Source organism: Herbaspirillum chlorophenolicum (assembly GCF_001189955.1).
In the GTDB taxonomy this organism is placed as follows: domain Bacteria; phylum Pseudomonadota; class Gammaproteobacteria; order Burkholderiales; family Burkholderiaceae_D; genus Herbaspirillum; species Herbaspirillum chlorophenolicum.
The window spans coordinates 19,328-31,946 of record NZ_LFLT01000003.1; the positions used below are offsets into that span (position 1 = coordinate 19,328).

Below are 12,619 nucleotides of genomic sequence, written 5' to 3' on the forward strand. Positions count from 1 at the left end.
AGGTTCTCATACCAGCACGCGTTCGATGCCGCCGTTGTTGGCGCGCTCGACGTATTCCGGCATCCAGTTCTCACCCAGCAGGTGCCTGGCCATTTCCACCACGATGTAATCGGCGGTGGTGCCCGAGTCTTCGTTGTAGCGCGACAGGCCCTGGAAGCAGGAAGGGCACGAGGTCAGGATCTTGACGTCGCCGGTGAAACCGTCGGCGCGCACCTTGTCCGCGCCCTTGCGCATTTCTTCTTCCTTGCGGAAGCGCACCTGGGTCGACACGTCAGGGCGCGATACGCCGAAGGTGCCCGACTCGCCGCAGCAGCGGTCGTTCTTCTCGATCTTCTGCGCGTCCACCGTGGTGATCAGCGAGTTGACGGTCTTCAGCGGATCCTGCAGCTTCATCGGGCTATGGCAGGGATCGTGGTACATGTAGCGGGTACCGGTCACGCCTTCCAGCTTGACGTCCTTCTCCAGCAGGTATTCATGGATGTCGATGATGCGGCAACCGGGGAAGATCTTCTCGAATTCATAGCCCTGCAACTGGTCGTAGCAAGTGCCGCAGGACACCACGACGGTCTTGATGTCGAGGTAGTTCAGCGTATTGGCCATGCGATGGAACAGCACGCGGTTGTCGGTGATGATCTTCTCGGCCGCATCGAAGTTGCCGGTGCCGCGCTGGGGATAGCCGCAGCAAAGATAACCGGGCGGCAGCACCGTCTGCACGCCGACGTTCCACAGCATCGCCTGAGTCGCCAGGCCGACCTGCGAGAACAGGCGTTCCGAACCGCAGCCCGGGAAGTAGAACACCGCCTCGGTCTCGGCCGTGGTGGTCTTGGGGTTGCGGATGATCGGCACGATCTTGTCGTCCTCGATATCCAGCAGCGCGCGTGCGGTCTTCTTGGGCAGGTTGCCCGGCATCTTCTTGTTGATGAAGTGGATCACCTGCTCCTTGACCGGCGGCTTGCCGACCGTGGCCGCAGGTTTGGCCGTCTGCTTCCTGGCAAACTTCTTCAACAGGTCGTTGCCCAGGCGCTGCGCCTTGAAGCCCCAGTCGGTCATGACCTTGCGGGTGGCGTTGATGGTGGCCGGGTCCTTCGCGTTGAGGAAGAACATTGCCGCGCTGGTGCCGGCATTGAAGGACTTCTTGCCCATCTTGCGCAACAGGTTGCGCATGTTCATCGAGACATCGCCGAAGTCGATATCCACCGGGCACGGCGTGACGCACTTGTGGCAGACCGTGCAGTGGTCGGCCACGTCCTCGAATTCTTCCCAATGCTTGATCGAGACGCCGCGGCGGGTCTGCTCTTCATACAGGAAGGCTTCGACCAGCAACGAGGTCGCCAGGATCTTGTTGCGCGGCGAGTACAGCAGGTTGGCGCGCGGCACGTGGGTCGAGCAGACCGGCTTGCACTTGCCGCAGCGCAGGCAGTCCTTGACGCTGTTGGCGATGGCGCCGATGTCGCTTTGCTGCATGATCAGCGATTCGTGGCCCATCAGGCCGAACGAAGGCGTGTAGGCGTTCGACAGGTCGGCTTCGAAGCCCGGCAGGTTGAGCAGTTTGCCCTTGTTGAAGCGGCCTTCGGGGTCGACGCGCTTCTTGTATTCGCGGAATTCGCCGATCTCGTCTTCGGTCAGGAACTCCAGCTTCGTGATGCCGATGCCGTGTTCGCCCGAGATCACGCCGTCCAGCGAACGGGCCAGCTCCATGATGCGCGCCACGGCGACGTGCGCGTCTTGCAGCATCTCGTAATGGTCGGAGTTGACCGGCAGGTTGGTGTGTACGTTGCCGTCGCCGGCATGCATGTGCAGCGCCACGAACACGCGGCCGCGCAGCACGCGCTTGTGGATCGCCTGGCATTCTTCCAGGATCAGCTTGAAGGCCGCCCCGCTGAAGACCTGGCGCAGCTGGGCGCGTACTTCCTGCTTCCAGGAGACGCGCACGGTACGGTCCTGCACCACGTGGAACACGTTGGCCTCAGGCTGGTCCAGCAGGCGCTGGGCGAACACTGGCATCATCTTGTCCAGGCCCAATGCAGCCAGTTCGTCCTTGGCCACGCGCAGCGGCTTGTCGAGGTTGGCCAGCAGGTAGGACCAGCGCGCATGCGTCTGTTCCAGCAGCGCTTCGGCCTGATGCACGCGGTCTTCCAGCATTTCCGATGCGGGAATGTCTTCGCCTTCGGCGTCGTCGCTCTTGCCCAGCGGCAGGTTGCCCTTGACGAAGAAACTGTCCAGTTCGGCCAGCAGTTGCAGCTTGTTCTTGATCGACAGCTCGATGTTGATGCGCTCGATGCCGTCGGTGTATTCGCCCATGCGGTTCAGCGGAATCACCACGTCTTCGTTGATCTTGAAGGCGTTGGTGTGCTTGGCGATGGCGGCCGTGCGCGAACGGTCCAGCCAGAATTTCTTGCGGGTTTCCGGGCTGACCGCGACAAAGCCTTCGCCAACACGGTTGTTGGCCATGCGGATCACTTCCGACGCGGCAGCAGCCACGGCGTTCTCGTCATCGCCGACGATGTCGCCGATCAGCACCATCTTCGGCAGCACGCCGCGCTTGGACTTGGTGGCATAGCCGACCGCGCGCAGGTAGCGCTCGTCCAGATGTTCTAGGCCGGCCAGGATGGCGCCGCCCTTTTTGGTTTCGGCGTCGAGGAAATCCTTGATCTCGACGATCGACGGAATCGCATCGCGCGCCTGGCCGAAGAATTCCAGGCAGACGGTACGGGTCTGCTTGGGCATCTTGTGCAGGATCCAGCGCGCCGAGGTGATCAGGCCGTCGCAACCTTCTTTTTGAACGCCCGGCAGGCCCGACAGGAACTTGTCGGTCACGTCCTTGCCCAGGCCTTCCTTGCGGAATTTCTTGCCGGAGATTTCCAGGATCTCGGTCTTGAAGACGTCAGTCTTCTGGCCCTTCTCGCCGGGGTGCGACCACTCCAGCTTGAAGCGTGCGACTTCGACGTCGTGGATCTTGCCCAGGTTGTGATCCAGGCGCGTGACTTCTAGCCAGTCGCCTTGCGGATCGACCATGCGCCAGCTGGCCAGGTTGTCCAGCGCGGTACCCCACAGCACGGCTTTCTTGCCGCCCGCGTTCATGGCGACGTTGCCGCCGATGCACGAGGCCTCGGCCGACGTCGGGTCGACCGCGAACACGAAGCCCGCCTTTTCGGCAGCGTCGGAGACGCGCTTGGTCACCACGCCTGCGCCCGAGTAGATCGTGGCGTAAGGCTTGTCCAGGCCGGGCAGCACTTCCATCTCGACCGCACCCAGCTGTTCCAGCTTTTCGGTGTTGATGACGGCCGACAGCGGCGTCAACGGAATGGCGCCGCCGGTGTAGCCGGTGCCGCCGCCGCGCGGGATGATAGTCAGGCCAAGTTCGATACAGGCCTTGACCAGGCCGGCCATCTCGTCTTCGCTGTCCGGGGTCAGCACCACGAACGGATACTCGACGCGCCAGTCGGTGGCGTCGGTCACGTGCGACACACGCGACAGGCCGTCGAACTTGATGTTGTCTTTTGCGGTGTAGCGGCCCAGCACCTTGGTGGCACGACGGCGCAGGTCGTAGGTGTGGCGGAATTCTTCGGCGAAATCGGCAACCGCCTTCTTGGCCGCTTTGATCAGCGCTTCCACGCTGGCGCTGCGGCGCGCGGCATCGGGGGCGGTAGTCGCATCACCGGCGTCGGCCTGGCCGACATCGATGCGGCGCTTGTCGACTTCGTGCAGGCGATGGTTCAGCGCATCGATCAGCGCGGCGCGGCGCTTGGGATTATCCAGCAGGTCGTCCTGCAGGTAGGGATTGCGGCGCACGACCCAGATATCGCCCAGCACCTCGTACAGCATGCGTGCCGAACGGCCGGTCTGGCGCTTGGCGCGCAGCTCATCCAGCAGGGACCAAGACTCTTCGCCCAACAACCGGATCACGATCTCGCGATCGGAGAACGAGGTGTAGTTGTAAGGAATTTCGCGCAAGCGCGTGGGCGTGGCGCCATGCGGCGCATCTGTGAGCAAGGCTTGGATATGAGCGGGGGCGTTCATCAATGTAAAAAAATAAATCTGCTGCCGGATGTGCATTTTAGCCTATTGCCAAAAGTCGCGACGGGATGCGCCCGGTTTTGCGGCTGCAATGCAAATGATTATTCTTTAGCAATGAAGTGCTGGCTGAAGTTGGCCTGCAAGCAATTTTCGCAGCGCAGCAAAATCATTGGAATAGCGGTCCAGGACTGGATTGGTTGCTGAACCCGATAACCATAAACGATTGAATTTATAAAAACAATCAATTTATTATTATTAATTTATAAAAACTATAATCCCTCCATGCGTTGTGGATGTTGTCCCGAAAAAACACGGAGGATGTTATGTTGCAGAACCTGATTACCGAATTCTTGGAAAATCTAGCCATCACCCTGGCCGACTACGCCCAATGCAAGGCATAGCTCGAAGGAACGTCCCGCCATTCCGCCTGCGGTCTGTAAAACAGGCCACAGGGACGTCCAGCAAACCCCGCCAGCCAGGGAGACTGCCATGATACCGGCACCGTTGAACAAAAATTTTCCTCTCCAGACCAATACTTCCGATGACGCTGCGGCGTCATTTCCCTCTCCGGACAATGGCGTGCAGCATCCGCCATCCGACGCCAAACCGGATCTCGGCGACAGCCTGACGCTCAACCTCAAGCCGCGCCAGATCGTCATGCTGCTGGTGGCGCTGGTGTTCCTGGCGATCAAGTCTTATGAAAGCCTGCACGCCTACTTCATAGCGAACCCGCATGTATGGAATGCTCTGCTGGGCTCCAGCGCCGCCGCCGGCCTGACGGCGCTGGGAGCGCTGGGCGTGCTGTTCACGCGCCGCATCTCGGTCAAGGCGCAAGATGTGATGCTCGGCTATGGCGGCGGCGTAATGCTGGCGGCGAGTGTTTTTTCACTCATCATTCCGGCCATGGACGCGGCGCAAGCCATCGGTTACGCCAGGAACGCGTCGGTGCTATTGGCTGCCACCGGCATCATGCTGGGCGGCCTGTTCGTGCTGGCACTGAACCATGTGATCCCGCACCAGCATTTCCTGGCCATGGCCAACGACCAGAGCAACCCGGCGCGCACCACGCGCATCTGGCTGTTCGTGATGGCAGTCACCATCCACAACTTCCCTGAAGGGCTGGCGATTGGCGTGGGCTTTGGCGGCGAAGACATGGGCAAGGCCGTGGCGCTGGCTACCGGCATCGGCATCCAGGACATTCCGGAAGGTTTGGTGGTGGCGCTGGCCTTGCGCACGCTGGGTTATTCGCCGATGAAGGCGGCTGCGGCCGGCATACTCTCGGGCCTGGTCGAACCGATCGGCGGGGTACTCGGCGCGATGGCAACCGGCGTCTCGGCCACCGCCTTGCCCTGGGCGCTGGCCGGCGCGGGCGGCGCCATGCTGTTCGTGATCAGCCACGAAGTGATTCCCGAGTCGCATCGCCAGGGCCATGAATCCCAGGCGACGCTGGGACTACTGGCAGGCTTCGTGACAATGATGCTGCTGGATGTGATGCTGGGCTGAACAGGTTCTCAGGCCAGCCAATCCGCCACGCTGCGCCAGAAACCATCCGGCACATTGAGCAACAACCAGGTCATCGCAATGTAGCGCAGGAACTTGCCGATCGCCATGTAGGCGACCGACGGCCAGAACGGCAAGCGCAGCCAGCCGGCCAGCGTGCAGATCGGGTCGCCGATGCCGGGCAACCAGGCCAGCAGCATGGTCTTGGGCCCGAAACGCTCCAGCCAGTGGAACCAGCGCGTCGAACGCTCCTTCGCGAATGCCTGCTTGGCGCCGTATCCCATCCAGTAGTCCACCACTCCACCCAGCGTATTACCCACAGTCGCCACCAGGATCACCGGCCAATACATCTCGGGATTGGCCTTGATCACGGCGAATACGGCCGGCTCGGAGCCAAGCGGCAGCAAGGTCGCGGAGATGAAGCTGATGAGAAAAACCGAGGTCAGCCCAACGGTGGGAACGGCGAGGACATTCAATAGCCAGAGGACGGCGGATTCGATCATGTTTGGAAACAGGTAATGGGAAGGCTACCGGAAGCAGGAGAAAATCTTGCCGCCAGGAATACAGCGGCCAGATGGGCAAAGCCAGCATTCTAGTTGATGTTGCGACGCCGGATATCAAGACCAGGACGCCGCCCCCCCGGCGGCGATTGCGCGGACATATTCCATATGCCTGCGGCATACCCGCTATCGGCCGACAATGCCGGCGCACGGCGCGGCTCCATTATAATGACCAGTTCCCTCGCATCCGGACGGCTATCGCCTGCCGGATACGATCGAAATCCGACACCGGCTTACCCAGCCGTTTTTCTCCTCACATTCTCACTATATGACTGCGCTGAAACGCCATTCTTCATGACCAAAATGAGTAACGATTATCTGCAAAAAATCCTGACCGCCCGCGTCTACGACGTCGCCCAAGAAACGCCACTCGAGCTGGCCAACACGCTGTCGCAACGGATTGATAATCGAATTTACTTCAAGCGCGAAGACATGCAGAGCGTGTTCAGCTTCAAGTTGCGCGGCGCCTACAACAAGATGGCGCACCTGACGCCGGCGCAACTGAAGCGCGGCGTGATCTGTGCTTCGGCCGGCAACCACGCGCAGGGCGTGGCGCTGTCGGCAGCCAAGCTGGGCTGCCGCGCCGTGATCGTGATGCCGACCACCACACCGCAGGTGAAGATCGAAGCCGTCAAGGCGCGCGGCGGCGAAGTGGTGCTGTTCGGCGACTCCTTTACCGATGCCTACAACCACGCGCTGACGCTGGAGAAAAAACAGAAGCTGACCTTCGTCCATCCGTTCGACGACCCTTACGTGATCGCCGGCCAGGGCACCGTCGGCATGGAAATCCTGCGCCAGCATTCCGACCCGATCCACGCCATCTTCGTCGCCATCGGCGGCGGCGGCCTGATCTCGGGCGTGGCGGCTTACGTGAAGGCGGTGCGCCCCGACATCAAGATCATCGGCGTACAGACCGCCGACTCCGATGCCATGGCGCGCAGCCTGAAGGCCGGCCGCCGCATCACCTTGCCCGATGTCGGCCTGTTCTCGGACGGCACCGCCGTCAAGCTGGTGGGCGAGGAAACCTTCCGCCTGGCCAAGAAGTATGTCGACGACATCATCATCGTCGACACCGACGCCGTGTGCACCGCCATCAAGGACATCTTCCAGGACACGCGCAGCATCGTCGAACCGGCGGGTGCGCTGGCCGTGGCCGGCGCCAAGGCGTATGTGGAGCGCGCCAAGCACAGCAAGCATCCGATCAAGGGCCAGTCGCTGATCACCATCGCCTGCGGCGCCAACATGAACTTCGATCGCCTGCGCTTCGTGGCCGAAATGGCCGACGTCGGCGAAGCGCGCGAAGCCGTGTTCGCGGTCACGATTCCGGAAGAACGCGGCAGTTTCCGCCGCTTCTGCGAGACCGTCGGCCCGCGCAACGTGACCGAATTCAACTACCGCATCAGCGATGCGAAGGCGGCGCACGTATTCGTCGGCATCCAGATCGGCAGCGCCGACGAATCCGGCAAGATCGCGCGCAACTTCGAGAAGGCCGGATTCGGCGTGCTGGACCTGACGCATGATGAATTGGCCAAGGTGCACATCCGCCACCTGGTCGGCGGCAAGAGCGACCTGGCGGGCGACGAACTGCTGTACCGCTTCGAATTCCCCGAGCGTCCGGGCGCACTGATGAAATTCCTCAGCAGCATGAATCCGAACTGGAACATCAGCCTGTTCCACTACCGCAACCAGGGCGGCGACGTCGGCCGCATCCTGGTCGGCGTGCAGGTGCCAAAGAAGGAAATGAAGGAATTCCGCACCTTCCTGGCTCAGCTCGGCTACCGCCACTGGGACGAAACCAAGAACCCGCTGTACAAGCTGTTCCTCGGCTAAGTCCGGACACGCCGCGGCGCCCCGAACGGGAACCGCGGCACAGCACGCAACACCGCAGGAGAAATATCATGGACAAGCCAAACCCGTCCTCATCCACCGCCGGCCACTCGCCGGAGACTTCCCCGCTGGGCAAGAGCTCGGCTTATCCGGGCGCCTACGATCCGGGGCTGCTGTTTCCCATTCCGCGTGCCCCCAAGCGCGCCGAACTGCAGATCGCCGGCACCCTGCCCTTTTTCGGCGTGGACATCTGGACCGCCTACGAAATCTCGTGGCTGAACCTGCGGGGCAAACCGCAGATCGCCATCGCTACCTTCATCGTACCGGCCGATTCGCCCAATATCATCGAGTCCAAGTCGTTCAAGCTGTATTTGAATTCGTTCAACCAGGAACGGCTGGAAAGTTCGGCGCAGTTGCTGGAACAGCTGCGCACCGACCTGTCCGCCGCCGCCGGCGCTTCAGTGCAGGTGACATTGACTGAACCCGCGCAATTCGGCCAGTTGCAGTTTGGCGAGCTGCGCGGCCTGCCGCTCGACCGGCTGGATGTTGAAATCGAAGCATCCTCCCATCCCGATGGCAGCATCCTGCGCGCCAACCAGGAAGAAGCCACGGTGGAAGAAACCTTCGTTTCGCACCTGCTCAAATCGAACTGCCCGGTGACCGGCCAGCCCGATTGGGGCAGCGTACAGATCCACTACGTGGGCGCGCCGATCGACCAGGAAATGCTGCTGAAATACATCATCGGCTTTCGCGAGCACAACGAATTCCACGAGCAGTGCGTGGAGCGCATCTTCGTCGACATCATGCGCCAGTGCAAACCGCAAAAACTGGCGGTCTACGCGCGCTACACGCGACGCGGAGGGCTGGACATCAACCCCTGGCGCAGCAACTTTTCCGGCGGCCACGCTCCTTCGCAATTGCGCAACGCACGCCAGTAAGCGCAACCTGGCGATACACTCCGTCGCATATAGAAGATCTATCAATAAATTGTTACAGATTCTTGCTGCCGGTAAGCGATAGACCATCACCGATGTCTGCCGCGAGCCGGCCTGCTGCAGGCATCGGACTCAAACTGCGAGCGCCGCGACCGGCATTCTCGTAACAAATTGCTCACGGAAAAACAGGATTTTCGGGGAATTTTTCCCTGAAAATACTTGTCACTTGTTTTCAAGGCATTTGCCGCGTCCCGACAGCCCCTGTCGACGCAAAGCGTTAATCAATTCATCGGAACATGCCGCCAGACTCCGGGCCTCGCCTGCGAACTCCTGGCGCATCAGAAAACAATATGACAAACACCATCTCGCGCCTGTGCGCTTCTTCCTCCCATTCCGGCAACCGCAGCAAGGCAGGCCTGCTCGCCGCCATGACCACCGTCTGCGCCTTGAGCATGCCCCTGGCCGCACATGCCGACGACGACAAGTACAGCCTGTGGCAAAGCACCAAAGACCACATGTCCAATATCTGGGACAAGGGCGATGACGCAATCTACCTGTCCGGCGTGGCGCACCACGGGCGCGGCACTTACACCAAGGACAAGCTGGATGAACTCAACGAGCATGCCTGGGGCCTGGGCTATGGCAAGACCTTGCGCAACGAGAAAGGCAACGACGAATCGCTGTACGGTTTCGTGATCAAGGATTCCCATCGCCATCCGCAATACATGGCCGGCTATGCCTATGAATGGGTGTTCCCGGTAGCGCATACCGGACTGGAACTCGGCCTGGGCGGCACGGCCATGCTCATGAGCCGCCAGGACTACTTCGGCGGCGTCCCCTTCCCGGTCCCGCTGCCGCTGGCCTCCATCGGCACCAAGAAAGCCAAGGTGATGTTCGCCTACGTACCACGCTTGAGCAGCAACAAGAACAACGGCGATGTCTTGCTGATTTTCGGCCGCATCGAAATGTAAATACGCGTACTGCCCAAAACATGAGCAAGACGTAAAAGATTGGCATTGCTGCGGAGTTTCCCCCGTCTGGCGGGCATCTGGACAACGGCGGAAAGGACTTGATTTTCAACAACTTCCGCCAGTTTTCTACCAAGAAACTCCGGCTCTTCCTCAAATCCAATCAGTCGGGTCAAATTCCCCCCTTGTTTCGCGCTTTCAGGGCGTTGCGAGGCGCACAAACAAGCCTATAATCCTGCTCAAAGTACCACCTCTGTAGTAATTCTTTGAGCGTCATGACTAATCTTGCAAAAATCCTGCCTCCAGAAAATGTCGTTCTGGACCTGGAAGTCTCCAGCAAAAAAAGAGCTTTCGAACAAGCCGGCCTGACATTCGAAAACAACTGCGGCATCGCCCGCTCTACCGTTTCCGAAAACCTGTTTGCTCGTGAGCGCCTCGGTTCAACCGGGCTTGGCCATGGCGTCGCCGTCCCGCACGGGCGTGTCAAGGGTCTCAAGGCCCCGTTGGCCTTGTTCATGCGGCTGGCCGATCCGATCCCGTTCGAATCCCCTGACGGCCAGCCGGTCAAGCTGCTGATCTTCCTTCTGATCCCGGACCACGTTACGCAACAGCATCTGGAAATCCTCTCCGAGATTGCAGAGATGTTTTCCGATGATGCCTTCCGCAATGAACTGACGGCCGAACCCGACAGCGCTGCAGTGCATTCGCGCATCGTGACCTGGCAGCCTTCGCTGGAAAAAGCGGGCTGACCGCAGCCCTCTTGCCCCCTATCGCTCTCTGCGCAGCGGCGGTGGAAGCGCCGCCGCCGGGCAAGGAGCGGGCCGCCCCGGTTTCCGTATCCCGACAAATTCGGTACCCTGTATCAGTTGCCGCATCCGGCCTGCCTCATGGCGCGGACATGGCATTCACGCTTTCCTCGCCCACATTTGCCAGCAGAATCGGATCTACATGCCCACTTATTCCGCGTTGTCGATACAGCAGCTCTACGAAGAAAATCGTGAATCCCTGCAATTGGGCTGGTTCGCCGGCTTTCCCGGCGGCGAACGACTGATCTCCGGCGACGCCGTCTCGGCCGCCGACCAGGTGGGCCACCTGAATTTGATCCACCCCGGCCGCATCCAGGTATTCGGCCACCAGGAAATCGAGTATTACCAGCGCCTGTCCAACACCTCGCGCGCCTACCAGACCGCGGAACTGGTGGCCGGCGAACCACCTGCGTTCATCATCGCGCAAGGCTTGTCGACGCCGCCCGACATCCTTGCGGTGTGTGATGAAAAGAACATCCCGCTGTTTTCCACGCCGTTGCCGGCGGCACAGGTGATCGACTATCTGCGCGTCTACCTGTCCAAGAAACTGGCGCAGCAGATCACCATGCATGGCGTGTTCATGGACGTGCTGGGCGTGGGTGTGCTGATCACCGGCGAATCCGGCCTGGGCAAGAGTGAACTGGGTCTGGAACTGATTTCGCGCAGCCACGGCCTGGTGGCCGACGACGCGGTGGAGTTCGCGCGCATCGCGCCCAACATGATCGAGGGCCGCTGCCCGCCGCTGCTTCAAAACTTGCTGGAAGTGCGCGGCCTGGGCCTTCTGGACATCAAGGCCATCTTCGGCGAGACCGCAGTACGCCGCAAAATGCGCCTGAAACTGATCGTGCACCTGGTCCGCCGCAGCACGCTGGAAGAGAATTACGAGCGCCTGCCGCTGGACGCGCAATACGAGGAAGTGCTGGGCTTGCCGATCCGCAAGGTGGTGATCCCTGTTGCGGCCGGCCGCAACATCGCGGTGCTGCTGGAAGCGGCCGTGCGCAATACCATCCTGCAGTTGCGCGGCATCGATACGCTCAAGGAATTCATCGAGCGCCAGCGACGTGCCATGAACGGCGAGTGATTTTCCTATCGCGCCGGCGGCGCGACTGACCAACCCGCATGCGTTATCATTGACGGCATGAGAATCGTTCTGATCACCGGCATCTCCGGCTCCGGCAAATCAGTGGCACTGCATGTGCTCGAGGATGCCGGCTATTTCTGCGTCGACAACCTGCCTCCCGCACTGCTGTGCGACCTGGTCGATACCCGCATCCGGGAGGGCGCCAGCATGCTGGCGGTGGCTACCGACGCCCGCAGCGCCGATTCGCTGGCGACGCTGCGCACCGATATCGACAAACTCAAGGCTGACGGCCATGACGTCAAGGTCTTCTTCCTGACCGCCTCCAACGAGACGCTGATCACCCGCTTCTCCGAAACCCGCCGCAGCCATCCGCTGTCGCATCGCCTGCTGCCCGGCCGCAACCCGGCCGACCGCCTGACGCTGACCGAATGCATCGATATCGAGCGCGAGATGCTGAGCGAGATGCAGGAAATCGCGCACGTAATCGATACTTCGCAATTGAGTTCGAACAAGCTGCGCCGCTGGATCAAGGGCCTGGTGGATATCGAACGCTCGCCGCTGACCATCCTGTTCGAATCCTTCGCCTTCAAGCATGGGTTGCCGCTGGACGCCGACCTGGTGTTCGACGTGCGCATGCTGCCCAATCCGCACTACGATGCGGCGCTGCGTCCGCTGACCGGGCGCGACGATCCCGTGATCGAGTTCCTCTCGGGGTATCAGGAAGTGAGCGATATGTTCAACGACATCCGCGGTTTCGTGGAGAAATGGCTGCCGTCCTTCAAAGACGATAACCGGAGCTACCTCACCATCGCCATCGGCTGCACCGGCGGCCAGCACCGTTCGGTCTACATCGCCGAGCAGCTGGCACGGCACTTCCGCGCGACCGAACAGGTCGTATGCCGGCATCGCCAGCTGGATTGATCCG

9 protein-coding genes are annotated in these 12,619 nt (G+C 61.0%); 7 read left to right on the forward strand and 2 right to left on the reverse strand.

The features are described from left to right. Positions 1–6 precede the first annotated feature (6 nt). The gene (locus AKL28_RS03135; protein WP_050466788.1) at positions 7–4,020 is read right to left on the reverse strand and encodes a DUF3683 domain-containing protein; all 4,014 of its coding nucleotides are present in this window, start codon (positions 4,018–4,020) and stop codon (positions 7–9) included. 486 nt (positions 4,021–4,506) lie between these two features. Between AKL28_RS03135 and AKL28_RS03140 the strand changes: the two genes are divergently transcribed. After that, complete coding sequence (locus AKL28_RS03140) at positions 4,507–5,520, forward strand: ZIP family metal transporter (RefSeq protein WP_082221340.1); 1,014 nt, start codon at positions 4,507–4,509, stop codon at positions 5,518–5,520. An 8-nt stretch (positions 5,521–5,528) separates the two neighbouring features. On the opposite strand, the gene AKL28_RS03145 is transcribed toward AKL28_RS03140, so the two are convergent. After that, positions 5,529–6,020 (reverse strand): YqaA family protein, encoded by a 492-nt coding sequence (locus tag AKL28_RS03145; RefSeq protein WP_050466606.1) that lies wholly within the window; start codon positions 6,018–6,020, stop codon positions 5,529–5,531. A 360-nt stretch (positions 6,021–6,380) separates the two neighbouring features. Between AKL28_RS03145 and ilvA the strand changes: the two genes are divergently transcribed. The 6 genes from ilvA (at position 6,381) to rapZ (ending at position 12,615) form a co-directional block, all read left to right on the forward strand. Further along, entirely contained in the window at positions 6,381–7,907 is a 1,527-nt protein-coding gene (gene ilvA / locus AKL28_RS03150) for a threonine ammonia-lyase, biosynthetic (protein ID WP_050466790.1), read from the forward strand. A 68-nt stretch (positions 7,908–7,975) separates the two neighbouring features. After that, the gene (queF, locus tag AKL28_RS03155; protein ID WP_050466607.1) at positions 7,976–8,842 is read left to right on the forward strand and encodes an NADPH-dependent 7-cyano-7-deazaguanine reductase QueF; all 867 of its coding nucleotides are present in this window, start codon (positions 7,976–7,978) and stop codon (positions 8,840–8,842) included. Between the two features lie 449 nt (positions 8,843–9,291). After that, positions 9,292–9,810 carry a hypothetical protein gene (locus AKL28_RS03160; protein ID WP_414735685.1) on the forward strand — a complete coding sequence of 173 codons (519 nt, stop codon included), beginning with the start codon at positions 9,292–9,294 and terminating at the stop codon, positions 9,808–9,810. Positions 9,811–10,082: 272 nt separating this feature from the next. Next, positions 10,083–10,556, forward strand: a complete 474-nt coding sequence (locus AKL28_RS03165; protein WP_050466609.1) for a PTS sugar transporter subunit IIA — start codon at positions 10,083–10,085, stop codon at positions 10,554–10,556. Positions 10,557–10,755: 199 nt separating this feature from the next. Next, entirely contained in the window at positions 10,756–11,694 is a 939-nt protein-coding gene (gene hprK, locus AKL28_RS03170) for an HPr(Ser) kinase/phosphatase (RefSeq protein ID WP_050466610.1), read from the forward strand. A gap of 57 nt (positions 11,695–11,751) precedes the next feature. Further along, positions 11,752–12,615 carry an RNase adapter RapZ gene (rapZ, locus tag AKL28_RS03175; RefSeq protein ID WP_174525334.1) on the forward strand — a complete coding sequence of 288 codons (864 nt, stop codon included), beginning with the start codon at positions 11,752–11,754 and terminating at the stop codon, positions 12,613–12,615. The last annotated feature ends 4 nt before the right edge of the window (positions 12,616–12,619 follow it).